The sequence below is a fragment of the Mycobacterium sp. IS-1742 genome (genome assembly GCF_001500125.1).
GTDB lineage: Bacteria > Actinomycetota > Actinomycetes > Mycobacteriales > Mycobacteriaceae > Mycobacterium.
The window spans coordinates 100,590-125,712 of record NZ_LQIV01000034.1; the positions used below are offsets into that span (position 1 = coordinate 100,590).

The following is a 25,123-nucleotide window of genomic DNA, read 5'->3' on the forward strand; positions in this document are numbered from 1 at the left end:
GCTTTCCTAGGGCTTCGTCGTCGGCTTGCCCGCAACCGGCTCGACGGTCAGCGTCATCGGCTTGCCCTCGCGCATGATCTCGACCGGCGTGCCCTTGCCGATCTCGAGCTGGCGCACCGCGACGACGAACGAGTCGAGGTCGCCGACCTGACGGTCACCGATCTTCACGACGATGTCGCCGTCCTTGATGCCCGCGCGTTCCGCCGGCTCGCCCTGTTTGACCTCGGTCACCTTCGCCCCGGCCGAGCTGGTGTCGCTGACCGATTGTGCGGTCAAACCCAGTGTGGGATGGGCGATCACGCCGTCACGCATCAGCGTCTCCACGACATGCTTCATCTCGTTGACCGGGATCGCGAACCCGAGACCGCTGGCGCTGTCCGACAGCGACTTGCCCGCCGCGTTGATCCCGATCACCTCGGCGTTCATGTTGATCAACGGGCCGCCCGAGTTGCCATGGTTGATCGCCGCGTCGGTCTGGACCGCCGAGATGACGATGTCCTCACCCGAACGCTCGGCCGACAGGCGCACCGCGCGGTTCAGCGCGCTGATGATGCCCACGGTGTCGGTGCTGCGCAGACCCAGCGGCGCACCCGCGGCGATCACCTCCTGGCCCACCCGCAGCCGGTTCGAATCGCCCAACCGGGCGACCGTCAGGTGGTCGACGTTGTTGACCTTCAGCACCGCCAAGTCCGTCACCGGGTCACGCCCGACGACGTGCGCGGGCACCGTCTTGCCGTCGTTGAAGATCACCGACAGCTTCCATTTCTTCGTGTCGCTGGCGGCCTCTTCGACCACGTGGTTGTTGGTGACGATGTAACCGCGGCCGTCGACGACCACTCCGGAGCCCTGCGACCCGGACTGGTCGCTGACCGCCTCGATCGTGACCACCGAGTCCGCGACCGCGTCGGCCACCTTGGTGAACCGGCCCTCCGCCTCGCCGTCGCGCACGCTCTCCGACACGTTCACCTTCGGAATCGAGAACGCCTCGATGACCGACGCCGTCCGGCTGCCCATCCACCCGCCGGCCAACCCCATCAGCAGCGCCAGGACGCCGAGCAGCACGAGCGCGGGCCGCGACACCTTCCCGCTGAACAAAACGTCGACGAGGCCGAGCTTGGGACCGGGCGGGGCGGGCGGCGGCGCTGGTGCAGGTTGCGGCGTCTCGGCCTCGGCCTGCGGCGGCCAGGGCTCGGCGGCATCGGAGTCGTCGTCGGCCTTGGGATGGCCGAAGACCTCGTCGAGGACGGCGCCGGGGGACTGGTCGGTCGGGGTGTATTCGCCCTGGTCACGACGCCGGTCGTGGGCCGCGAAAGCGCCCTGGACGCCATCGGGCCGCCCGAACGCCCGTTGGGTCGCCGGATCGACCGCCGAAGACCCGTCACCAGGCGGTGCACCGCTTGGCTGGTTCCGCTCGCTCACGCGCGCTCACTTCCTCCGTCGACGTCTCGGCAGTTGTTCATCTTCCATCATGCCGTCAACCACCGGCTGCTCGTTGAGACCGCAAGAGGCGGCGTGCGCGCTCGGCCGAATCAAACCGGCCGGCGGGGACCGGGTGCTTCGATCGTCGTATGGGGCATCTGAGGCTCCGCTTGTTCCGCCGCACGTACGAGGCCGCCGCCCTGCACGGTGACGCCGATGCCATGTACTACCTCGGATACCTCTACGAACAGTCGACAGACCCGGCAGATGTCGAGCTGGCGCTGCGCTGGTTCGAGGCCGCCGCCACGGCGGGTCACGCCACCGCGATGTATGCGCTCGGCTACCACTACGCCAACAGCTTGCCGCCGGAACTGGACATCGCGGCACGCTGGTACCGGCGAGCGGTGAGCGCCGGCAACACCGACGCCGTCTACGGGTTGGGTTACCTGTATGCAGCGCTCACCCATCCCGCCGACGTCGGGCAGGCCGAGCGTTGGTACAAACGCGCCGCGGACAATGGCGATACGCAGGCCATGCGCAACCTCGGTTACCTCTACGAGAAGCGCAAGCAGCCGCCGGACCTCCGCTCTGCGCTGCACTGGTACGAGCGCGCGGCGAACGCCGGCAATGTCGACGGCATGGAAAGCCTCGGATCCTTCTACGCGGACACGCTCGCGCCACCGAATCTCGAACGCGCGCGCCATTGGTACCTGCGCGCGGCCGACGCGGGCAGCGACGAAGCGCTCGACGAACTTCAGACGCTCGATCCGGTGGCAGCGGCGCGTGCGCGGCGCCGTTGTCGCGTCCGGCGCTGGGCGACACTACGGCGGAGCTGACTCACACTCGCGCGATCTAGGATGGCGACACACACAGGTCACGAGACAGCGGGGCGCGGATTGACCCAGGGCGGACTGCGCAAGCAGCCAGTTCAGGAGCGGTCGCGGGCGACCATCCAGAAGATCCTCGACACGGCCTCACGCCTGCTGGTCGACGTCGGCTACGACGCCGTCGCCGGCTCCCCGACTCTGCTGCTGCAGGAGTCCGGCGTGAGCCGCGGCTCGTTCTACTCGTTCTTCGAGACACCGGTGAAGGTCCTCGAGCAGCTCGCCTTCCAGTGCATGCAGGAATCGGCCTCGGCGCTCGAGGAGGATCTGCGGCCGGGCCGGCACGCTCACTGGCACGACGTGATCGACACGCTGATCGACTCGTACGTCGGTTCGTTCAAACGCCCGCTCGTGCGTGAGCTGTGGGTGTGCCAGCACCTGACCCCTCCGGTGCGGGCCGCCGATCGGGAGTGGATGAACACCGTCGCGACCATGATGCTCGCGGCGTTCCAGGCGTTCGAGCCACAGTTCGTGCGGCTGAGCTTGCTGCAGTGCCTCGTCGCCGTCGAGATCCTCGAGCGGCTCTTCCAGTACGCCTACACCGACGACGTCGACGGCGACCCCCGCATCGTCCGGGAGATCCGCGTCGCGATGATCCAGTACTTCACGGCGTACTCGGATCCGGACCCTAGTACGCACTAACTGCTCAGCTCGCGATCCCATCCCGGACGTCGAGAGTCGCCATATCCGCCGCCGAGCGCCCGGCGCCCAGGCCGATTGAGTCGTGGGCCGTCAGCGGACTGGCCACCGTTCTCGGAAAGAGCCGATCGAATGCTGCGTCGGCCGCCCGGTTCTGCGCGACCAGGACGGGCAGCAGTTGCCGATTGTCGCGTTGCAACTCCTCGGTGACCGACGACGTGGTGGCGGTGAGCCGTTCGCCGATGCGGCCGGCGTAGGCGACCAGGAAGGAGAATCGGAACGACTTGACGTTCGACTGACCGCGGATATTGTGCTGGCGCCCCGCGGCCAACATCGCCCGGTTCGCCTGCACCAGAAGAGACGTGGTGAGCAGTTCGACGAGGTTCAGGTCGGTCTCCGAACCAACGGTGACGACGCAACCCAGGTCTTTGATCCACACCGTGCGGCACCGATTGGCCTGGGCGACGGTCTGCACCAGCGCCACCTTGGCAGCCACATAGGGATTGTCGATCCAGATTCGGCGTGACCTGACCGCGGGTGCTCGCCCGTCGGCGTGATCGGCCACCGCTTCCTGCAACGAGTGTCGGAACATGAGTGCCTGCGCCTTGGCCGACAGCGCCTCGGCCTCGTCGGGATACTCGGTGGACTCGGCCTTGGCCAGCAATGCACGCACGCGGGCGAGCATCTTCTCGTCGACCTGGCCCACGCCATCGGTCAGCTGGCGGTGTGAGCCGGGCAGCGGAAGCAGTGCCTCGATCCGCGGAATCGTGCCCAGCAGGTGCAACACCTGAAGAACGACAGTCAGTGCAGTGCGCTCATCCATGGAATGCGAAGCCGCCCAACGCCACATCTGTGGCGCAGTCGGCGCCGACCCGGTCGCGATCTCGGCGAGCTCGGCGCGCCACCGTGGGTGCAGCGTCGACACCGAGTAGCGCTGGGACTCCAGCACGATGGCCTCGCGGAGATAACGCACGGCGGGCGCGTCCACTCGGCGGCGCGCAACCTCGTGGAGATCCGTCGGCGACCACCCTTGCTCCCACACCTCACGGATCGCCCCCTGCACGGCGAGGTCGGCGGCGATATCGAGTTCGCGCTCGTCACCGCGGGACTGCTCCAGAAGTTGGGCCGCGCGCCATGGCGTGGGCGTACCCGCGGCCGCACACAATGCGATGACCAGGCTTTCGAGCAGCAGCGCGCGATCTGGCTGCGGGCCCGGCCGGCTGTGTTCACTTCTCGGTGCCGACCGGCGCCGCTGCCTCTGCTTGGCCGTCCGCCGCTCGCGGTTGCGCTTGCCCATGTCCGGAAGTCTGGCGCAGGGGTCCGACAGCACGGCGTACTCGGGACTCGATCCGGACCCGAGTACGCCGTGAACGAGTCAGGCGATCGCCGCCTGGATCTTCCTACGCCGCAGCGCCAGGACCACCCCGATCGCCGCCGCCGCCGGGAACACCGCGAGCAGCGAGTACGCCAGGGCCGGTGAACCTCCCACGAGCATCGGGAAGTTGAGCACCACCAGCGTGCCCGCGAGCACGAGTCCCGCCAGACCGAGCGCCGGAGCCACCCTCGTCGTCCATACGTTGCCCGTCCCGAGACCGCGCACGAAGAACGTGAGCACGGCCAGGCTGGTCAACATCAGCAGGATGAGGAACCCGGAGGTGGTCAGCCCGCCCATCCAGGCGAACACCTGCAACATGGGGTCGAGGCCGAGCATCGCGAAAACGAGGATGGCGGCCGCGCAGAGCCCGGTCTGCGTCAGAGATCCCATGTGCGGGGACACATGTCGCTCGTGCGTGCGCCCCAGCCGCGACGGCAGCACCCCGGACTGACCGAGCGCGTGGAAGTACCGCGCCGTCACGTTGTGGAACGACAGGATGCACGCGAAGATGCTCGTCAACAACAGCACCTGCGCGACGATCGAGCCCACCGCGCCGAGGTAGTTCTGCGTGGTCGCGACGAGCATGCCCGCGGGATCGCCCAGCGACTCCTCGACGACACCGCCGGGCCCCCACGCGACGACCATGCTGTACGCCGAGACGGCGTAGAACAGGCCGATCGAGACGACGGCGATGTAGGTCGCCCGCGGAATGGTCTTGCCGGGGTTGCGGGCCTCGTCGCGGAACACCGCGGTGGCTTCGAAGCCGACGAACCCCAGCAGCGCGAACGTCAGCCCGACGCCCAACTCCCCGGAGAAGACCGCACCGGCGGTGAACGGTTCCGCGGAGTACCCCTCGGCGCCGCCGGTCGCGAACACGACCGCCACCAGCACCGCGACGATGCCGACCTCGGCGACGAGCAGGATGCCCAGCACCTTCGACGACAGGTCGATGTGGCGGTACCCGAGAACGCCGACGAGGGCGATGGTGAGCAGACAGTAGACCCACCAGGCGATGTCGGGTCCGCCGAGGCTCACCACCGTGATGTTGAGCTGCACACCCATGAGCGTCAGCGCGGACACCGGGGCCGCCACGTAGGTGACGATGGCCACCAGTGCCGTTGCCGTGCCGGACTTCTCACCGATGCCGTGCTGGACATAGGTGTAGAAGGCGCCGGGCCTCGGTACGCGTGAGGCCATCTGGGACATGCCGACGGAGAACAGGATCAGGATCGCCGCCGACGCGAAGAACATGACGGGGAAGCCGAGCCCGTTGCCGAAGGCGAATCCCATGGGGATGACACCGCCGACGACGGTGAGCGGTGCGGCCGCGGCGACCACCATGAAGACGATCGAGGCGACGCCGAGGTTGCCGGTGAGCTTCGTCGCCGAGGGCGCGGGTGCCGCCGGGGTGCCGACCGCTGGGGCCGGGATGATCATGTCGGTCATCTCAGGGTCCCGTCTACTCGCTGTTGGCCATGAAGGCGGTGAACTCCGGGGTGGCGCCGGCCCGCACGCGGTCGAGGTCGAAGCCGTAAGCGACCTCGTCGCCGCGGACGGCGCGCAACGGGTCCTCGAAGTCGCGGATGTAGCCCATGGAGAACGCGCCCTCCTGATAGCCCATCAACTTGAGCAGATCGTCGTCGAGCGTCTTGGCGATCTCGAGCGGCACCGAAAGGTATTGGTTCTCCTCCTGTCTCACCCATCCGACGGAGTAGTTGATGTTGATGGCGCGGCGGACTTTGTCCGACATGTTCGCGCCGCCGCTGTGCACGATCTTGCCGCTGTAGATGAGCACCGAGCCGCGCGACATCTCGGCCTGCAGACAGTCGGCGTCGGTGTACTCCTTGGGGGTCAGCGCGTCGGGCAGGTGACTGCCCGGCACCACGCGGGTGGCGCCCATCTCCGCGGTGTAGTCCGACAGCGCCCACAGCATGTTGCACTGCACGTGGTAGTCGCTGGGGAAGGGGAAGAAGTCCCACGCCACCTGGTCGCGGTGCAGGCCTTGGGCGGACTCGCCGGGCTCGATCGAGATGATCTGCGTCAGCATCAGCTGGAATGCGCTGGCGTGACCGAGGAACTGTTCGACGACGCCGAGGATCGTCGGGTTCTGGATGAGCGTGCGGCAGGACGGGGAGCGCGCGATGAGCGCCCCTGTGCGTCGGGTCCGCTTGCCGAGGATGGCGTTGTACCCGATCGGGGTGTCGGCGATGTACGGGGCGACCTCCTCGTCGATCGCGTCCATGAGCGAGGTGGGGACGAGGTTGTCGACGATGACGTAGTTGTCCCGGTTCATGTGTTCGACGATCTCCGAGACGGGTGTGCTGGCGGAAACGTGGTTGAGCGTGGTCATGGGTGGGCCTCCGGCGCGGTCAGCCAGGCTCCGTTGCCTTCGGCGATGTGGACTCAAATGCGACTGCAGTCGTATTTCGAGTATGTGGCTGCGCCGGTGTCATCCCGGTAAAGCGTCGTGACAGTCTCGTTAAGGACAGGTCCGACAGGTTTATTCGCGGTTCACCCCCGTGGCGGCGGCCGGGTTCGGTTGCAACATCCCCGCGGCTATCCGGGGTGACCCGATCGAATCGGTGGATACTGACCCCGTGACGCGCGACCCGTGGCGTGACCGGTTCCGTGACAACGGCCTCCTGTTGGCCTGCCTGGCGCTGTTCGCCGTCTTCTTCGCCGGAGTCCAAGCCCATCGGTGGGACGGCGCCCCAGGATGCCGACCCGCGTCAAGCCAAGATCACCACCAGCACACCGTGGCCGGTTCGTCGGGGCGGATGGGTGCTCAGGATCTACGAGAACTCCTTGGCCGTCGCGTTCTTCGTGCTGTTCTTCGCATCGTGGACGCTGCACGCCGTAGGCGGTGTGGCGGCGTTCAACGAGGAACAGGTACAGCATGGCCAAGCGCCGATCCCGCTGTGGCGATACCTCACGACGTCGCAGTTCTGGTTCGAGTCGATGCAGAACTGGCAGAGCGAGTTCATCGCGGTTGCCGCGATCGTGGGCCTGTCGATCTTCCTGCGCCAGCGGGGTTCCGCAGAGTCCAAGCCCGTCGCCGATCCGCATCGCGAGACCAGCGCCTGAACTGCGGGTGAGCGTTCAGTCTTTGCGGCGCGACGGCCCGCGCTGTTTCGGGGACTTGCCCTTGTCCTGCGGCGGGTTCTCCCGCGGCGTGAGCCCGGTGATCCGCCCGAACGTGCCCACTCCGGGGAGGTCGCCCACCACCCGGAACGCGGCGTCACGCTGCGCGGCCAGCGCCTCCAGCTGCGGCAGGATCCGGTCCATCGCCTGCAGGGTGGGATCCGCGAGCGCCATGTACCGCTCGACCCGGTCGAGCGTGGTGTTGAGCCGTTCCGTTGCGGCCGCGAGGTTTTCGAGCAACCCGGGGAGCTGCGCGACGATCTGGGCCGACGCCGCGGGGACACGCAACGCCCCACTGGCCGCGTCCTGTGCGGCCTGCAGCGCGGCCTGCGCGGCCGCACGAACGTCGTGGGGCTGCGGATTCTTCGAGTCAGCCATACCTCAACTGTGCCCCCACATCGGGCCGCTTTCCACCTGCTCAACGCAAGCGTTACCCAACTGCCACCCCCGGCTTCGCCCGCACCGCCACCAGACCGCCGCCGATCACCAGTGCCATCCCGAGATACATGGACAGCGTCGGCGCGTGATGCCAGACGATCCAGTCGATCAGCGCGGTGAACACGATGACGCAGTAGATGAATGGTCCGACCTTCTCGGCTGAGGCGTACCGGTAGGCGATCACGACGAGGATCTGCGAGAACAGCTGCGCGAAACCGAGAGCGATCAGCCAGCCCCACGTCCGCGGCGGGAACGCCTGCCAGTCGGAAGCCGCAATGGGAACGGACAATACGGTCGACAGCAGGAAGTAGTAGAACAGCACCCGGGTCATCGGTTCGGTCGCGCCGAGCCAGCGCACCGTCATCATCGCGATGGCCAGCAGCACCGCACCGGCCAGCGCCGACACCTCGCCGATGTGGAACATGCGCGCCTGCGGCTGCAGCACCAGCATCACCCCGGCGAAGCCGATGCCCGCCCCGATCCACGTCGCCCGGGCCACCGGCTGCCGCGTCACCACCCACGCCACCAGAGGCATCCACAGCGGGGCGCTGTAGGTCAGCAGCGTCGCGTTGGCCAACGGGATCTGGGAGATCGCGAAGAACAGCGCATACCAGCACGCCGTCCCGGTGATCGCCCGCGTGAGATGCAATCCGATCGTGGAGGTCCGCAACGACGGCCACCCGTCGCGCGCCACGACCGGGACGATGAACACCAGGCAGATCAGGTTCTGGAACAGCAGCAGCACCCCGGTCGACGTGTACTGACCGGCCACCTTCGCCAACGTGCCCACCAGTGCGACACAGAAGAACGCGGCCGTGGTCAGCGCCGCACCCAGCGCGAGATTCTCGGGCCGGTGCCCTACCGTCGCTCCCACTCAAAACCTCTGGACGGCAGCGGCTTTGATTACGTTGCTGTTCATCCGGGTCGTCTCGCGTTCGAGGATCGTGTTGAGCGCGCCCGGGGCGACGACGTCGAGGGCCCGCAGCGCCAGGGCCTTTCGGGGCGCGATGCGGATCGGCCTGGTGCGCGCCGCGGTGACCATCCACTCCGCGGCCTCGTCGGCGGACAGTGCCGCGACACCGCTGTACGCCTGTGTCGGCGCGATCATCGGCGTGGCCACCAACGGGTAGTACACGGTCGTCGAGTGCACCCCCGCGCGACCCCACTCCGTGTCTATGACACGGCTGACGGCGCTCAGCGCGGCCTTGGATGCGTTGTAGGCGGCGAACATCGGCGACGACTCCGGCAGCACCCGCCAAGTGGCGACGTTGATGATGTGACCGTCGCCGCGTTCGATCATCCCGGGCGCCACACCGCGGATGAGCCGTAGCGGGGCGTAGTAGTTGAGCTGCATCACCCGCTCGACGTCGTGCCAGCGATCCAGCGACTGGGCCAGGGGCCTGCGGATCGACCGCGCGGCGTTGTTGATCAGGATGTCCACGGCGCCGGCCCGGTCGACCAGCGCGTCCACCTCGTCGAGATTCGCCAGGTTCGCCGGGATGGCCGTCGCGGCGCCGCCGGCCGCGGCGATCCGTGCGACCACCTCGTCGAGCAGTGCCTCCCGCCGCGCGACGGCGATCACGAACGCGCCCTCGGCGGCGAGCCGCTGCGCGGCAACGGCCCCGATCCCCGAGGAGGCGCCGGTCAGCAGGATCCGCTTACCGCGCAGATCGACCGTCGTGCGCGCCGGCCACCGCGGGACGGGACGCATGCCGGCCAGCCGCAACGACCGTTTGATGGCTGCTCTCACCGCGGTGCACCCCCGTCCGGTCGGCGAAGCGCTGGCCGTTTGCTGACAATGTAGGGCGCGGAGCGCGTTCACGCGGCCTATTGACGGAATGGTCAGGGACCCGCTTCCTCCAGCGCGGTCTTGACGTCCGCCTGGGTCTCCGCGAGGAACGTCTGGAACTCCTCACCGGTCATGAACGTGGTGGTGAACTGGCTGCGCGCGGCGATCTGCTGCCAGGTCGGGGACTTCACCATCTCGCCGAGGGCTGTCTGCCAGTAGGCGACCGCGAAGTCCGGCATGCCCGGCGGACCGTAGAGGCCGCGCCAGTTCGACAGCGTGACGTCGAGACCCTGCTCGCGCGCGGTGGGGACGTCGAGATCCGGCAGCCGCTCCTCGGAGAGCACGCCGAGCGCCGTGAACTCTCCCGACTTCAGCTGGTCGACGACTTCACTGACACCGGTGATCGCAACGGGGATCTCGCCGTTGCGCAGGGCGGTGCTCTGGTCGCCGCCGCCCTCGAACGGCACATAGTTGATCATCGACGGGTCGCCGCCCGCGGCCGCAACGAGCAGGTCGAACGGCGCCTGGTCGTCGGTGGCGGCCCCGATGGGGACGCCGGGGTCGGACTTCACGGCCGCCATCACGTCGCCCAGATCCTTGAACGGGCTTCCCGGACCGGTGACGACGACGTAGTACTCGGTCATGAGCCGGGCGATCATCGTCACGTCGGTGTAGCCGTACGGCGACAGACCGCGCAGCTCGTTCATCATCATCGACAGCGAGGTGACCGACACCTGGTCGTCGCTGCCCCGGTACTGCTCGACCATGGTGGCGAGGAACACCGCGCCAATGCCGCCCGGCCGGTTCTCCACGGGCAGCGGCACGTCGACGAGGCGCTCCTTCTGCAGAGCGTCGACCACGGCGCGGATCGTGATGTCGAATCCGCTGCCGGGGTTGGCGCCCGCCGTCATCGTCACCGGTCCCGACGGGTAGTCCGCACCGGCGCGGGCCGGCGGCTGCGCATCCTGGCACGCGGTCAGGACGAGTGAGGCGGCCACCACGGCACCGATCACGGATCTGATTTTCACCGAGCAAGCTGTACACGCATTCGCGGTCACCTGTCGGCGATTTCGCCGTTCCGTGATCAGGCGGCGAGCCGTTCGTCCTCGCGTGGCGTCGGAGCGCCGGCACCGACCGACACAAGACGGGTCCTGGGCCGCACACCGCGGTAGCGCTCGAGGTACTGAGCGATCTCGTCCTGTTTGAGCGGTGTCGCGAAGATGTTCACCCCGGGGATCTCGATGCCGCTGTCGTTCTCTTGCGCCCGCTTTCGCGCGCCTCTGCGGAACAGCACCACGGTCGCGATGTCGCTGATGACCAGGGCCACACCGAGGACGCCCGCCACCGCACTCCCGACTGCCAGTGCGTAGACGAACAGCCCCAGCCCGATGAAACCCACCAGGAAGCCCACGTACGCCAGGTAGGTGACCGTATCGCCTCGCAACTTCTTCACCATGTCCATCACCCTCCGATTCGGCTCGCTTCGCTACGCGTATCGTAGCGCTACGGCTAGTGTAGCGTAAATCGGGCCGTCGGTATTCCCCGGCGGTGCAGCCCGAGGAGGAGCGATGGCGCAGCGACGAGACGTCGACGTCGGCATCGCCGAGGCCACCCTGGACCTGCTCCGGACGAAGGGGCCCCGGTCGGTGACCGTCGAGGCGGTGACCGCGCGGTCCGGGATCGCGAAGACGACGATCTACCGTCGGCACAGCGACCGGCGGGACATGCTGTCCGTGGCGCTGTCGCGGGTGACCGCGCCGGAACCGCTCGCCTCGGACACCGCCGCACCGGATCGGTTGCGGTGGGTGATCAACGAAGCGGTCAAGGCGATCGAGGACGGGATCGGCTACGGCGGTTTCACCGCGCTGCTCACCGATGACGATCCGGATTTCACCGCGGTCTTCCGGCGCATCCTCGTCGATCAGCGGTCCGAGATCGAGGCGGTGATCAACGCGGGCAAGGCCGACGGGTCGTTTCGCGACGACGTCGAGGGGGCGACGCTGATCGACGCGATCGTCGGCGCGCACATCGCCGAGCGCGCCCGCACGGGTGAGGTGGCCGACGACTGGGAGACGCGGCTCTTCGCGTTGTTCTGGCCGATCGTGCGTGCGTGAGGAACGAGTCTCTGTGCTCGCAGTTTGACCACTCCGGCGGCGCGGGTACTGACGACAAGTGGAGCGGTTGAGCGGTCTTGACGCGGGTCTGTTGTACAGCGAGTCGCCCGCGGTGCCGTTGCATGTGTGCTCGATCGTCGCGCTGGACACCTCGACGGTCCCCGGCGGCTACACCTTCGATCGATTCCGTGATGACCTGGCGGCGCGGATGCGTGCTCTGCCGGAACTGCGCGCCAAGCTCGCCGACAGCCAACTGAACCTGGACCACCCGGTGTGGGTGGAGGACAAGGCGTTTGACCTCACCCGTCACCTGAAACGGATCAGTGTTCCTGCGCCGGGCGGGCGCCGCGAACTGACCGACCTGTGCGCGCACATCGCGTCGATGCCGCTGGACCGCAGCAAGCCGCTGTGGGAGATGTGGGTGGTCGAAGGCGTCGAACGCGTCGACCCCGACGACGGTGAGCCGCTGGTGCTGATGCTCAAACTGCACCACGCCGCGGTCGACGGCGTCTCGGCCGCCAACCTGCTCAATACGCTGTGTGCTCCCGCGCCCGACGCACCGCCGCCCGACCCGGTCGACGGTCCCGGCGACGCCGCGTCGTGGGAGATCGCCGCGAGCGGTCTGCTTCGCTTCCTCACCCGTCCGTGGCAGTTGACCAGGGTGATCCCGGAAACAACGTCGACGATCGTCAAGACGGTGAGCCGTGCGGTCAGCGGGAAAGCCATGGCTGCACCGTTCACCGCCCCGACGACACCGTTCAACGCCGAGTTGACCTCTGAACGCGCCATCGCCCTGGCCCAACTCAGCCTGGACGATGTCAAACGTGTGAAGAACCACTACGAGGTCAAGGTCAACGACGTGGTGATGGCGCTGTGCGCGGGCGCGTTGCGCGGATATCTGCGTGACCGCGACTTGCTTCCGGACCGTCCGCTGATCGCCGTGGTGCCGGCGTCGGTCCGTGAACAATCCGACCGGCCGGGCCGCAACCAGCTTTCTGGCATGTTCTGCAACCTGCACACCGACATCGACGATCCGCTCGAGCGGCTCCACGCCATCGCCGAATCGGATTCGCGTGCTAAAGAACACAGTTCGGCTCTCGGACCGACGCTTCTGGTGGACCTGGCCGACACCTTCTCCCGCGGTGCCTTCGGATGGCTGCTCGGCGTCTTGTCCAGGACGCCGTTGAGCCACACGGCGATTCACAACGTGGTGATCTCCAACGTCGCGGGGCCGCCGATGACGTTGTACACCTGCGGCGCCGAAGTCAAGGCGTTGTATCCGCTCGGGCCGATCTTCCACGGATCGGGGCTGAACATCACCGCGATGTCGCAGGGCGGCAAGCTGAACGTCGGCATCATCTCGTGCCCGACCCTGGTCGACGACCTCTGGGATCTGGCCGACCGCCTCGACGCGGAGTTGCAGGAACTGCTCAGCCGTTGAGTCTGCGCTGAGGGCGGCGGGCTCTCACACAATGTCGCCCCCAGCGCAGAGTCAACGCGTCGCGAAGGTGTTTGCGGATGCAAACATACTGCCGCGCCGAATGCTTGATTTGCCAACAATGCGTTGACGTACGTGTTAAATATCGCTGGCAAAGTCGACAACGGGGGGCGGCATGGCGGGCCAGCACAGTGCACGGCGGACGAAGGCAAACGGGCGAGGGCGCCACCGCCGATATGTCGAACCGTACAAGTGGCTCGGTGCCGGCGCAGTCGCGCTCGGACTGGGCGTCGCGGTGGCGAACGGATCCGGTGTCGCACACGCTGACGACGGCGCACCATCGACACCCCCGTCGTCATCGTCGCAGGACAAACCAGGCGGCGATTCGGCTCCAGGAGACGACGCGGGGCCCTCAGTCGGCAACGATGACAGCAACGACGCGGACGCCGATACGGACGACATCGACGACAGCGTCGGCAACGAGGACGACGAGGACGACGAAACACTCGACGACGACGACACACTCGACGACGAGGACGACGCAGGCGACCTCGGTGTCGACACCGCAACGGAGACGGCGACGACGCAGCGTGCGCTCACGCTCGTCGACGAAACCTCCGAACCGGAGCTCGAGGTCGTCGCCGAGGAGGTGCCGGCGGTAGACTTTGAACCGGTGATCGCCGAAACTCCGGTCTCCGCACCGCTTCCCGAACTGTCGGCGCCTGTCGGCGTGAACACCGGCCCTGAAGTACCCGGGCCGCCCGCCGCACCGACATTGAGTGAGCTGGTCGTGGCCGCCTACCGGCCCACCAACCAGCGTGGCCTCACCACAACGCCCGCCTCCGTGCAGACCACCGGCCAGTCGGCCCCAGCCGACCCGCCGCGCCTCGCCGCAGCGGCCACGCCGTCTGGGGTCATCGACAGGATCCCTCTCGGCAACGGCCTGCCGTACACCGTGGTCGCCGGCCCCGACGGACGCACGGTCTACGTCATCACCACGACGATGTCGGCCGGCGGCGGAGCGTTGCTGACCAGCACCGTGTACGGCATCGACACCAGGACGAATCGACCTGTCGGCACCCCTCTGGTGGTGGGATACGTTGCACCTCAGACGTTTGCGACGTCCGCCAAGCCAATCGCCTTCAGCCCCGACGGAAGGCGTGTGTACGTCTCGTCGATGGATCGGGGGGCCGATGGCCAGGTCACCAGCCGAGTCGTCGTGATCGATGCCGCCACCGGGCGGGCGGCCGGCGACGCCATTGATCTGGGCAACGCGATGACGACCGGGCTGGTCGTCAGTCCGGATGGCCGCCGCCTGTACACGGCCAACGGCAACAGCACCGTGACGGTGATCGACCTGCAGCACAACAACACCCCGGTCGCGACGGTGCCAATCGGCATTTTCGCGGGTCCGTCGTCCGGGGGTTTCGGGGTCGACATCGTGATCAGTCAGAACGACGCCCAGACCGTGTACGTCACCGATTTCGCCGAGAGAGCGGTCTACGTGCTCGACCCCGCGACCAACGCGGTGAACCCCGATCCGATCCTGATCGACGGCAACCCGGTGTCGTTGGCGCTGTCGCCGGACGGCTCGCGCCTCTTCGTCAATGCCATGTCGTTCACCGATCCACTCGGCTCTCCGACGAACCAGTCGACCCTCGTCGTCGTCAACACGGCGACGAAAGCGATAGTCGGGACCCCGATCTCCTACGGCTCGGTCGCCGAAGGGCCTGCGACCAACGGTATGACCTTGGTGAGCCCGAACGGGCGGTACGTCTACACCGAGTCTTTCGCGTTGACGCCAGGCGCCACGCCGTCCGGGACCCTGTGGAAGATCGACACCGTGAACGGGACTGCACAGGCGCTGTTGAGCGGAGTGTACCCGTCGGCGCCGGTCATGAGTGCTGACGGCACTCGGCTGTACGTGCCGGCTGTCGCGGTCGTCGACGGCGAGCCCCACCTCGCGATCGGCGCAGTGAGCGCACAGGACGGCGCGATGCTCACTCGGATCCCCATCGACGCGGGAACCCCGATGGGGATCGCGCTGAGCGCCAACGGCAGCCGCATCTATCTTGGTCAACTGCTGGTGGGCGACGGGGGAGACCCCACAAGCCTGACGGGACAGCTCGCGGTGATCGACACGGGGACGAGCAACTCGGTGACGCCGCCGAGGGCGGTCAATCCGATCACGCGCATCGTGCGCGGGGTGACCAATGCGGGACGCGCTTCGGCGCAGGCCATCGCGCATGCGCTCGAACGCAGCGTCACGACGATCGGCAGGTTGGTCCAGTCCGCTCGCGAGATAGCCCTCGCTGACGGCAACAGCCACGCAGAGGTTCCGTTCTGGAATGATCTCGGCACTGGCTTCTCGATAGCCGGGCTCGTCGACGACATCAGCAACTTCCTCACCGACAACCTGGTGAGAAGACCGATCATGAGCGCGGTTCTCGGTGTCGGCAACCTCGCCTTCGGGCTGCGCGACATGATCGTCGGCCACGCATCGAACGACCCCGGTAGAGAGCTCAGCGGTCTGATCGACACAGCCTCCGTCATCGTGGCTCGAGTCAGCGCTCCCATCGCCATCGCCGCCCAACTGGCCAAGCTCTATGCATCCTTCTGGGTGCCGATAGGGAACTCCGAGCAGACAGCGTTCCTCAACCACATCAGCCAGTGCTACTTCAAGAAGAACGCTGACCAGCTCAACAGCGGGCAAGCCAAGCGGATCACTGATCGCTACAGCGGCGGTTGGGGATTGGCGAACCTCCTGAGCGACCATTCGCTGTACAAGACCAAGGGATTCTGGAACTTCGTCGGCCAGTCCGGTTGTCCGTAGCGCAGCGTCACCGCGTGGTGTCACCCACGCGACGTCGGCGGTGTGACACCGCTCAGCCAGGCGAAGAACTCCTCGGCGGTGAACACCGGCTTGCCGTACTCCTGCGCCTTGCGCGCCTTGCCCGACTGCGTGCCCGCCTCCGCCGTCACCAGCACCTCGCACCGCGTCTTGGTCACCGACCGCACCGGTGTCAAACCCGCCGCCTCGGCCATCCGCTCGATCTCGTCGCGCTCCACCACGCGCCCCGACGGGTCCAGAGCCGTTCCGGTGAAACAGATCCGCGCGCCGGGCACCAACGTGTCGCCGATGTCGTGTCGGGTCACCGACCCGGCCTCGCCCACCACGTCGACACCGAGCAGCGTCGACGCCTCGTGCAGGCGTGCCACCACCTCGCCGGGCAGCAGTGCCCTGGAGGCGGCCGCACGTAACTGGTCGGCCACCGCCAGCCGCGCCGCCGCGTCCCAGGAGGAGTCGAGGCCTCGGCGCACCGACGCGCCCAGCAGCACCGCCCCCACATCGCGGCTGACCCGCAGCAGCGCCGACAACGCCGGGAGATGGCCCGCCGCCGGCGTCGGCACGTCGGGGTCGCGGCTGACCAGCAGACCCGAAACCGAATTCCCCGGTTCGGGTTCCTCGAACGCCGACGAGCCCTCCTCGACGGTCGCCGAGGCCAGTGCCGCGAGCGTCGACCGCGCACGTTCGAGCGCCGTCCGGCCCAACACTCTCGCCCCGCGTAGTTCGACACCCAGCGGCATCACCGCCACATGCCCGCATCGTTTGAGCTCGAAGTCGATCAGTCCCAGGGTCTCGTCCACCCCCGGCCCGACCGGCGTGCAACCGGCCAGCATCGGTGCGATCACCGCCCACGCCTCCCGCAGTGTCGGCGCCAACAACACGTCGGACACGCCGATGCCGTACGCCTTCCGCGCATCGGCGAGATCGCGCTGCGGGTTCACCAGCGTCGACACCGCGGTGCCGTCGTCGAACGCCACCGCCAGCTCCACCGGCCGCGGCCGCGACATCCGACCCTCGTCGCCGACGGTGAGCATGCCGATCGCGCAGTACCTCCGCGCGGCGGCGCTTTCCACCGAGCTGCGCAGGAACCGCGCGATACGCCGGTCGGTCTTCAGATCCTTCGGCAGCACAGGGCGTTTGAGCACCAGGCCCGCCAGCGACGTACAGCGGCTCAACGCCACGTAGAGCTGGCCCGTCGAGAACATGCCGCCGGTCAGGTCGACGACCACCCGCTCGAGCGTCTGGCCCTGGCTCTTGTGGATGGTGATCGCCCACGCCAGCTTGAACGGCAACTGCGTGAACGTTCCGACGACCTCGCGCCGCAGCGCACCGCCGTCGACCACCGGACGCGTCGCCTCCCAGGTGAGCGGCGTGACGTCTGCGCACGATCCGTCGGCGAACTCCACCTCGACGACCACGCCGTACCGGTCGTAGCCCACCCCGACGACGCGCCCGATCGACCCGTTGACCCACCGGTCGCCCTGGTCGTTGTTGAGCATCATCACCTGTGCGCCGACCTTGAACCGCAGCTCGTCCTCGATCGGCTTGTCGAACAGCGACAGGTCGCCGGACTCGCGGGCACGGTGCAGCATCTCGTCGCCGGGCAGCCGCTCGAGCTGCTGGCGGTTGCGCGCCGTGACCAGCCGATTGGTCGGCGCCAGCGTCAACCAGAACTCGTCGTCGGGCGGCACGAAGTCCTTGTCGGCGCGGGCATTGAGCTGCGCCTGCGCATGCCCCAGCAGGATGCCTTCACGAATCTCGTTGAGGATGGCGGTCATTCGATCGTCACCGAGTTGGCGGAACACCGTCGTCAACGAGATCGTCGGAAAGTCGTCGCGGGAGAACGTGCGGGCCGAGAAGAAGTACGGCGTGTCATAGACCGACGAGAAGTAGCCCGCCTCGCCGTCGCCGACCACCGGCGGCAACTGGTACAGATCGCCGACGAGGACGATCTGCACTCCGCCGAACGGTGCGCCGGGTTCCGGGCCGTACCGCTGCAGCGCGGTGGCCACCATGTCGAAGACGTCGGCTCGGATCATGGACGCCTCGTCGATGATCAGCGTCTGCAGCGACGCCAGCGTCCTGGCGAACCGGCCCGGCCGGTACTCGCCGCCGGTGACGTCGGCCAGCGTGGTCGTGGTGCGGAACCCGAACAGCCGGTGGACGGTGTAGCCGTCGACGTTGAGCGCCGCGATGCCGGTCGGCGCGACCACCACCACGCTGCGGTCCGTCTGTGCCATGAAGTGCCGGATGAGCGTGGATTTACCGGTGCCGGCCTTGCCCGTCAGGAACAGATGCCGGCCACCCGCCAGCAGCGCCAACGCCTCCCGGAACTCGTCGGTGAGGACCAGGCCCTGCGTCATGGTCTCGACAAGCGTTGCGCCACAGCGCCGTAGCGTTCGAACCGCTCAGGGTCGGACAGCGCGTTGTAGAACACGAGCCGCGTGGCGGTGTCGCCGTACGCGGCGGTGAGCGCGTCGGCCAAGCCGTCCCAGGTCGACTCCGTCGCGAACGTGGCGATGTGCTCGTCGGAAATCTGCGCGGCCATGCCCGCGTAGTCGCCGGCCTTCTGCTTCTCCCGGATCCGGGCTGTCGTGCCCTCGAAGCCGGCCTCGTCCCAGATGAACGCATAGTTCGGCGTGCTGCCGTAGAAGCTCATGCTCGCCCGCACCAGCTCGCGTTCGCGGTGACGTTCCTCGTCGGTGTCGCCGACGATCGTCATCACCGGCACGATCAGCGCGATGTCCTCCGGTGAGCGGCCCGACTTCGCCGCTCCCTCAGCGCGATTCGGCAGCACGTGCCGGGCGATGTAACCCGGTTCGCCGAGCGGATGCACATGGATGCCGTCGGCCACCTCACCGGCCATCCGCAGCATCCACGGATTCACCGCGGCGATGTCGACCTTGGGGTCCGGCGCGTCGATCGGCCCGGCGCTCCACTGGGGGGTGATGAAGTCGAGACTGTAGAAGTCGCCGCGGTGGTCGAGCTTGCCGGTCCGGAACGCCCGGAAGCACGCCTTCACCGCCAGCACGTAGTCCCGCAGCCGCGGGCCCGGATGCTCGAACTCCGTGCCGTAGCGGCGCACCACGTGCGTGCGGACCTGCGTGCCGAGCCCGAGCCGGAACCTGCCGTCCGTCGCCTCCTGCAGTTCCCACGCCGTCGCGGCGGTCACGAAGGGACTGCGCGGGAACGCGACCGCCACCCCGGTCGACAACTCCAGACCCGGCGCCGCCTGCGCCGCCACCGCGGCGTTGAGGTAGGCGGTTCTCCCGGTCTCGGTGAACAGCAGACCGTCGAAACCGGCCGTCTGCGTGCGCCGGGCGAGATCGCCGATCGACTGCAGTGGCTGCGGGGTCGTCATCGCGTCGACGTGCACGTTTCGCACCCTACGCGGTGCTTGCCGAATGTGAATCCATTGCGATTTTCCGGCCGAATTCTCGCAGTGGTTTCACACTCGGCGACGGGGCCGTGCGTCACACCCCGGCGGGCACCTTCGCGCCGGCCCGCATCTCGCGGCGCAGCTCTCCGAACTCCGAGATGGTCCGCGTCGCGACCGTCGCCACCGGGCGGGCGTTGCGGCCCGTCGCCTCCGTCTTGCTCACCATCACGACGCTGTCGATGTACGGCTGGATCGTCGTCGCGTTCTGCACCGTCGCCACGATCACCAATTGGAATCCGAACTTGCGGAACGCCTGCAGCGCCTGCTGCGCGAACTGCGGATCCGATTTGGAGAACGCTTCGTCGAGCATCAACTGCGCGAAAACCGGCCGGTTGTCGGTGCTCTCGGGGTTCGCGAGGTTGAAGCTCAACGCCCCCGCCAGGCAGAACGCCATGAGCTTCTCCTGCTCACCGCCGGAGTTGTCGCCCGCGTTCGAATGCGTACGGATCAGCTCCTCGGTACTGATGTCCCACTCCGCGCAGTCGAACGTGAACCGGTTACGGACGTCCAGAGCATCGCGCGTCCACGCCTTGTCCTCCGGCGCCGGAGACGCCAGCCGGTTGCGCAGCCGCAGGATGTCGGCGTACTGGTCGAGGATCGCCTGCTTGTCGCCCAGGCCGACCTCGGCGATGCGCCGGGAGATCGCCCGCACGATCTCGGTCAGCTCCGACACCGCGGTCAGCTGCCGCGGCGTGGCCCGCAGCGTCAACCGGGTGCCGCGGTTGAACTCCACCGCCCCGAGCCCGGTATTGACCCGCTCGATCTGCTCGGCGATGCGCCGCGCCTCCTGCTCGGCTACCCGGTGCAGGGTCAGGATCGCGTCGGGCGCCTGCTCGGTCACCAGCCGCATCATCCGCTCGTAGGCCTCGGGCAGCTCACGCTCGTCGATGTGCCGGCACAGCGCCACGTAGTCGTGCACGCGCTCGTCGAAGTTGGTGCTGTCGTTGGGGATCGCGTCGGGGAACGCGGTGTCGAACGTGTTGAGGATCCGGGCGAGTTCGTCGTAGGAGCGGCGCCGGCTCTCCCGCAGCTGCTCGCGCTCCTTCTTGATCGCCGCGAACAGCGCATCGCGGTGTGGTTCCGGGTTCAGCAGCTCCAGCGTCACCGGGACCTGCCCGGCGTAACGGTGCAGCAGCTCGGTCAACGGCTCCGACACGAAGGCGGGCTGCAACCGTTCGGACAGTTCCAGAAGCTGCGTGCGCCGGGAGTCGAGATCGTCGCGGCGGGTCTGGATCGCTCCGCGGCGCGTCATCAACACCTGGATCTGCGACCAGCATTCGTCGGCGCGCGCGTTGAGCGCCTCGATGTCGGGGTGGTCGGCGAGCAGCAGCTCGTACTGTTCGCGCAAGCGGTCGGCGTGCCCGTCGGCGGTCTCGACATCGATGTGGCTCCACTGCGGGAACTGCTCGCAGATCGCCTTGCACGCGGCCGCCCGGTCGCGCCACTGCTGCCGCTGCGCGGCGATCTCATCGGCGGCGCGCCGGGCCTTCTGGTAGGACTCCTCGGCGGCGGCGAGATCGACGGTGAGCGCGTTGATCTTCGCCGACACGTCGCCCTGGTACAGATACTCCGACTGCTTGAGCGGGCGGCGGTCGTCCTTGATCGCCAACCGGTCGGAGTCCTTGTAGAGCCCCGTGTCGGTGACCGCGCGGCGGAACCGCGCGAACACGTCGGGGGTGTCGACGCAGATGTGGTCACCGGCCCCGGTGACGACGTCGACGGCCTCGGCCGCGCACGGATGGCTCGGGTCGACGGCGAACAGCTTGCCCGCCAACGTGTTCGGCTCGGGGTCGACCGGTTCGGCCCCGTAGAGCTTCGCCCGCACGTGGTGCAGCGCCAGCCGCCCGCGCATGTTCGTCGCGTTGACGAACTGCAGGACCTTCGTCCAGTGCTGGTCGGGGACCAGCAGCCGCAGACCCGCCCCGCGCAGTACCTTCTCCACCGCGATCCGCCAGCGCGTCTGGTCCGGACGCAGATCCATCAGTTCGGCGACGTAGGGCAACTCCGCCGCCTCGACGCCGATCGCCGCGCAGATCTGGTCGCGCATCAGCAGCGCGAATTCCGGCAGCGCCGACCCGACGTGTTCGACGCGTTTGAGTTCTTTGGCCGCGTCGTCGCGGGCGATGCGCGCCGCCTTCTGGGCGTATTCGGCGTCGGTGGACGCCTCCCGGTTGCGCTCGACCTTGGCCAGCAGCTCGGTCGCCTCGGTGAGCAGTTCCTCGCGCAGGTTCCAGAACTCCTCGGCGGTGTCCGGCACGTCGAGCCCCTGAGCGGTCACCATGTCCTCGTAGGCGCTGCGCCGGCGCGACACCTGCTCGGCCTCGGTCTCGGCGGCGGTCACCTGCGACTGCAGCGGCCCGATGCTCGCGCTGTTGCCGCTGATCTGCGCGTTGAGTGAATCCGCCTCGGCCTTGGCGAGATTCAGGCTTCGGGTGACGTCCTCGTACTCGTTGTCGAGCTGGTCGATCGTGGTGTCGAGCTGCGCGATCTGCGCCGGACACTGCGCTAGCCGGACGTGGTCGGTGTACGCGCGCACCATCGGCAGGTCGACCAGGTCGATGATGCCCAGATCCGACGACTCCGAGGCGTAGCGGTGCTGGATCTTCTCGATGTCGCCGAGGATCTTGCGCTTGCGCTGCGCGACCGCGAGCAGTTCACGCGCCTCGACGAGCGGGTCGATCTGCTTGAGCGCCTCGGGCAGGCGCGCCAGGCTGTCGGGTTCGTCGAGCATGAACTCGCGGACGAACTGTTCGAGGCCGCCCACGCTCTTCAGCGACTTCGCCTTGCCGAGCAACTGCTGGGCGGCGTCTGAGGCGCGGATGCCGATGGTCGCGTACAGCTGCGCCAGGTACTGCGATTCGACCTTGGTGCTGAACCGCCAGCCGTGACTCTTGAACACGCCGGTGTCGAAACGCCCCGCCGCCCAGCGGTTGCAGACGTCCTCGATGTCGAGGTCCCCGTCGCCGATCACGAACCGGCTCGAGGAGTCCGACCGCGACTCCCCGGTCAGCCACTTGAGCACCAGGCCGGTCACGGTGCGCCCCGAGTCGCCGGCGTAGGTGACCGCGACCGCCGACCAGGCGGTGCCGTCCCCGCGCAGGTACATCACCCGGCTGGTGCCGCCGTCGCTGCGCTGGCCCCACGCGCCGCGTACGTACTTGTCGACGGTGCGGCGGCCCGCGCTCGACCCGGCTGCTGTGTTGTCGCCCGAGGCATTGAAGTTGCGTCGGTTGAACGGCAGGAAGCCGAGCGAGATCGCGTCCAGCAGCGAGGATTTGCCGCTGCCGGAGGCGCCGGCGATCAGCGCTCCGCCGGGGCTGAACGGGATCGAGTGGTAACCGTCGAAGACACCCCAGTTGATGACCTGCAGCCGGGACAGGTGGAACTGTTCAGTCAACGGCCACTTCCTCCTGGTCCTCCGGCGCGGGGCCGCCGCCCAGCAGCTGTTCGAACTGCTGCTGCAGTTCGGTGATCACGCTCGCCGTCATCACGGCGGTGATCACCGCGCTGATGGTGTAGCTGTCCTCGTCGTCGCGGCTGCGGCGCAGGATCTCCAGCCCGGCGAGGCGGGCGATCGCGCCGTCGATGCGCGCGGTGAACGTCACCGCGTCGCGGTCGGTGTCGTTGAGCACGCCGGAGAACAGGCCGTGGATCTCCTCGCGGCTGATCAGCACGCTCTGCCCGCCGGCGGCGCGCATCATCTGCGCGAGGTGCAACGCCAGGATCGAATCGTAGGTGCCCAGCGGTTCGCGGCGCAGAAGCTTGGCGCCCCTTGCAGATTCGTATCGGGCCTGTTCGACGAACGCGACGTCGGTGCCGTCGACGATGCGCAGGATCAGGTCAAGTTCGGAGAGCCGCACGCTGAGCTGCTTGCGGTACTCGAGCACCCAGCTGTAGAGATCGCTGTCGGACTCGGCGCTGATGTAGCGGCGGGTGAGCAGGTTCTGCAGCGCCCAGCACGCCCGGTCGGGCAGTTCGGAGACGTCGCCGTCGAACCGCGGCCTGTGCTGGTGCGGGGGCCGGGCGTTCTGGTCGACCTGGGGGAGTTGTGAGAAGTCGATGTCCGGCTCGGTGGTCACTGCGAAACTCCGGCGAGGGTGGTGATCGGTTCGGTGAACATCAATGCGGGGACGGCTATTTCGCGGTCACGGCCGTCGAGGGACCGGAACCGCACGGTGGTCGACGCCGGCGGGCCGTCGAAGGGCTGCTTCAACGCCCACGACCACAGGACGATCACGTGGCCGAGGTACGCGTTGTCCAGCATCGCCACCGCGTCGGGCAGGGACACGGGCAGCGCCTCGTTCAGCATGTCCGACATCGCGGGCGCGTCGACCTGCGTGGTGAGCGCGGCGAAGCTGGCCAGATCCACCTCGCCCCCAGCGGGTTTGGCGGGTTTGGGTGCGGACAGGTCGCCGATCTTGAAGGTCAGCGCGCCGACGGAGCTGATTGCGTGGCGGGCCAGCGGCACGTCGATGCCGAGCCGCGAGTCGGCCAACGACGTCTTGAGCAGGGCCCGCGCGGCGCCGATCGCCTCGTTGAGCTGACGGGCCACCCCGCGGCTCTGCTCGAGCGTCCCGAACGCGGTGAACCGCTTGACCCGCTGTGCGCAGCGCTGCTGGATGCGTTCGACCTCGTCGATCTGGTGGCCCACCAGTTCGAAGAACCCGGCCATCACCTTGCGCAGCGCCGGATCCAGGGCGGGCAACGCCTCGGCGACCGCCGCGACGTCGGCCTCGAACTCCGCGCGCTGGTCGGGGTCGTTGATCATCCGCAGGAACGCGCGGTGGCTGTCGCGGCCCTGCGAATCCCACGCGGCCTGGTAGTCGGCGTACATCTGGCGCTGCCGGTCGCGGTACTCGGCATTGCTGTCGATCGGCTCGTCCAGCGCCGCGGTCGCCTGTTCGATCATCGACCCGTACTGGCCGATGTCGGTGATGAGCCGTTCCATCTGCAGCGCGATCGCGCGGGCCTCGTCGTAGGCGTCGGTGACATCGGGCTCGGGGCGCCGGCCGGTGTCGAGCTCGTCGAGCTCGGCCTGCAGCGCGGCGATCTCGGCTTCGATGCTCTTGCGGATGCGCGCGGGGTCGTTGCCGACGCGGATCGCGACCTGCTTGAGGCGCGAGGCGATGCCGTTGATCGACCCGCCGGTGGCGATGGTGTCCTGGCGGCGCATTCCGCGCAGGAAGTCCAGCGCGCGGCGGGCGTCCTGGGTGAGGTAGCAGATGTTCTGGTCGCTGCGTTCGTCGACGATGCGGTGCAGCCAGCCCTGGCTGGCCCACGACTTGATCAGCGCCAGGCCGGACTGGCCATCGGGGTCGAGGTCGTGCAGGTCACGCTCCAGGCGCACCACCAGTTCGGTCTCGGGGACGACACCGTCGCTGAGATGGCGCTCCATGAGCGTCGCGTAGAGCCCGAGGTTGTGGGTGGCCAGCAACCGAATCGCCCGGGATCCGTGCAGGTCGCGGTTGAATTCGAGCAGCTCAGCCGCCGACAGCCCCCTGTTGTCGTCCACCTGCATTTCTCGATCTGTCCCCGTCCGTCTGCCTCGCCCGTGGCCGGACGACCCAACATAGGCCACGGCGGGGACATCGGCGGTGCG

At 68.0% G+C, this 25,123-nt stretch carries 20 protein-coding genes; 6 read left to right on the forward strand and 14 right to left on the reverse strand.

Translation table 11 applies throughout. The features are described from left to right. Positions 1 to 6 precede the first annotated feature (6 nt). Positions 7 to 1,419 carry a S1C family serine protease gene (locus AU196_RS17970; protein WP_082695765.1) on the reverse strand — a complete coding sequence of 471 codons (1,413 nt, stop codon included), beginning with the start codon at positions 1,417 to 1,419 and terminating at the stop codon, positions 7 to 9. Positions 1,420 to 1,568: 149 nt separating this feature from the next. Between AU196_RS17970 and AU196_RS17975 the strand changes: the two genes are divergently transcribed. Both AU196_RS17975 and AU196_RS17980 read left to right on the forward strand, forming a co-directional pair. Further along, positions 1,569 to 2,255 (forward strand): tetratricopeptide repeat protein, encoded by a 687-nt coding sequence (locus AU196_RS17975; RefSeq protein WP_059096429.1) that lies wholly within the window; start codon positions 1,569 to 1,571, stop codon positions 2,253 to 2,255. A gap of 21 nt (positions 2,256 to 2,276) precedes the next feature. After that, positions 2,277 to 2,945, forward strand: a complete 669-nt coding sequence (locus tag AU196_RS17980) for a TetR/AcrR family transcriptional regulator (RefSeq protein WP_059096430.1) — start codon at positions 2,277 to 2,279, stop codon at positions 2,943 to 2,945. 4 nt (positions 2,946 to 2,949) lie between these two features. Here the strand turns inward: AU196_RS17980 and AU196_RS17985 are convergent, their stop codons facing one another. The 3 genes from AU196_RS17985 to AU196_RS17995 form a co-directional block, all read right to left on the reverse strand. After that, positions 2,950 to 4,239 (reverse strand): DUF2786 domain-containing protein, encoded by a 1,290-nt coding sequence (locus AU196_RS17985; RefSeq protein WP_059096431.1) that lies wholly within the window; start codon positions 4,237 to 4,239, stop codon positions 2,950 to 2,952. A gap of 78 nt (positions 4,240 to 4,317) precedes the next feature. Then, a complete protein-coding gene (locus AU196_RS17990) occupies positions 4,318 to 5,763 on the reverse strand; it encodes an APC family permease (RefSeq protein ID WP_059096432.1) in 1,446 nt (481 codons plus the stop codon). A 13-nt stretch (positions 5,764 to 5,776) separates the two neighbouring features. Next, entirely contained in the window at positions 5,777 to 6,667 is an 891-nt protein-coding gene (locus tag AU196_RS17995; RefSeq protein ID WP_059096433.1) for a phytanoyl-CoA dioxygenase family protein, read from the reverse strand. A 278-nt stretch (positions 6,668 to 6,945) separates the two neighbouring features. Here AU196_RS17995 and AU196_RS26390 point away from each other — a divergent pair, with 278 nt between their 5' ends. Continuing rightward, positions 6,946 to 7,401 carry a DUF6766 family protein gene (locus AU196_RS26390; protein ID WP_353647251.1) on the forward strand — a complete coding sequence of 152 codons (456 nt, stop codon included), beginning with the start codon at positions 6,946 to 6,948 and terminating at the stop codon, positions 7,399 to 7,401. 15 nt (positions 7,402 to 7,416) lie between these two features. Here AU196_RS26390 and AU196_RS18005 read toward each other — a convergent pair whose 3' ends face one another. The 5 genes from AU196_RS18005 to AU196_RS18025 all read right to left on the reverse strand — a co-directional run bounded on the left by AU196_RS18005 (position 7,417) and on the right by AU196_RS18025 (position 11,141). Continuing rightward, the gene (locus tag AU196_RS18005) at positions 7,417 to 7,836 is read right to left on the reverse strand and encodes a hypothetical protein (RefSeq protein ID WP_059096434.1); all 420 of its coding nucleotides are present in this window, start codon (positions 7,834 to 7,836) and stop codon (positions 7,417 to 7,419) included. A gap of 52 nt (positions 7,837 to 7,888) precedes the next feature. After that, the gene (locus tag AU196_RS18010; protein WP_059096435.1) at positions 7,889 to 8,770 is read right to left on the reverse strand and encodes a DMT family transporter; all 882 of its coding nucleotides are present in this window, start codon (positions 8,768 to 8,770) and stop codon (positions 7,889 to 7,891) included. Then, entirely contained in the window at positions 8,771 to 9,646 is an 876-nt protein-coding gene (locus AU196_RS18015; RefSeq protein ID WP_157546462.1) for an SDR family oxidoreductase, read from the reverse strand. A gap of 92 nt (positions 9,647 to 9,738) precedes the next feature. Further along, positions 9,739 to 10,713, reverse strand: a complete 975-nt coding sequence (locus AU196_RS18020; protein ID WP_197415831.1) for a Bug family tripartite tricarboxylate transporter substrate binding protein — start codon at positions 10,711 to 10,713, stop codon at positions 9,739 to 9,741. Positions 10,714 to 10,769: 56 nt separating this feature from the next. Beyond that, a complete protein-coding gene (locus AU196_RS18025) occupies positions 10,770 to 11,141 on the reverse strand; it encodes a hypothetical protein (RefSeq protein WP_059096647.1) in 372 nt (123 codons plus the stop codon). A gap of 112 nt (positions 11,142 to 11,253) precedes the next feature. Between AU196_RS18025 and AU196_RS18030 the strand changes: the two genes are divergently transcribed. The 3 genes from AU196_RS18030 to AU196_RS18040 all read left to right on the forward strand — a co-directional run bounded on the left by AU196_RS18030 (position 11,254) and on the right by AU196_RS18040 (position 16,070). Continuing rightward, a complete protein-coding gene (locus AU196_RS18030; protein ID WP_059096436.1) occupies positions 11,254 to 11,799 on the forward strand; it encodes a TetR/AcrR family transcriptional regulator in 546 nt (181 codons plus the stop codon). Between the two features lie 58 nt (positions 11,800 to 11,857). Then, a complete protein-coding gene (locus tag AU196_RS18035; RefSeq protein WP_059096437.1) occupies positions 11,858 to 13,240 on the forward strand; it encodes a WS/DGAT/MGAT family O-acyltransferase in 1,383 nt (460 codons plus the stop codon). A gap of 172 nt (positions 13,241 to 13,412) precedes the next feature. After that, the gene (locus AU196_RS18040; protein WP_059096438.1) at positions 13,413 to 16,070 is read left to right on the forward strand and encodes a YncE family protein; all 2,658 of its coding nucleotides are present in this window, start codon (positions 13,413 to 13,415) and stop codon (positions 16,068 to 16,070) included. 20 nt (positions 16,071 to 16,090) lie between these two features. On the opposite strand, the gene AU196_RS18045 is transcribed toward AU196_RS18040, so the two are convergent. The 5 genes from AU196_RS18045 to AU196_RS18065 all read right to left on the reverse strand — a co-directional run bounded on the left by AU196_RS18045 (position 16,091) and on the right by AU196_RS18065 (position 25,042). Further along, positions 16,091 to 18,448, reverse strand: a complete 2,358-nt coding sequence (locus AU196_RS18045; protein ID WP_059096439.1) for an AAA family ATPase — start codon at positions 18,446 to 18,448, stop codon at positions 16,091 to 16,093. Beyond that, on the reverse strand, positions 18,445 to 19,461 hold the full coding sequence (locus tag AU196_RS18050; protein WP_059096440.1) for a TIGR03617 family F420-dependent LLM class oxidoreductase: 1,017 nt from the start codon (positions 19,459 to 19,461) through the stop codon (positions 18,445 to 18,447). The genes AU196_RS18045 and AU196_RS18050 overlap by 4 nt, the downstream gene beginning before the upstream one ends. 97 nt (positions 19,462 to 19,558) lie before the next feature. Further along, the gene (locus tag AU196_RS18055) at positions 19,559 to 22,921 is read right to left on the reverse strand and encodes an ATP-binding protein (protein ID WP_059096441.1); all 3,363 of its coding nucleotides are present in this window, start codon (positions 22,919 to 22,921) and stop codon (positions 19,559 to 19,561) included. Then, on the reverse strand, positions 22,914 to 23,603 hold the full coding sequence (locus AU196_RS18060) for a DUF4194 domain-containing protein (RefSeq protein WP_059096442.1): 690 nt from the start codon (positions 23,601 to 23,603) through the stop codon (positions 22,914 to 22,916). The genes AU196_RS18055 and AU196_RS18060 overlap by 8 nt, the downstream gene beginning before the upstream one ends. Continuing rightward, positions 23,600 to 25,042: a DUF3375 domain-containing protein gene (locus tag AU196_RS18065; protein WP_059096443.1), complete on the reverse strand. Its 1,443-nt coding sequence runs from the start codon at positions 25,040 to 25,042 to the stop codon at positions 23,600 to 23,602. Before AU196_RS18065 ends, AU196_RS18060 begins: the two co-directional genes overlap by 4 nt. Positions 25,043 to 25,123: the final 81 nt, after the last annotated feature.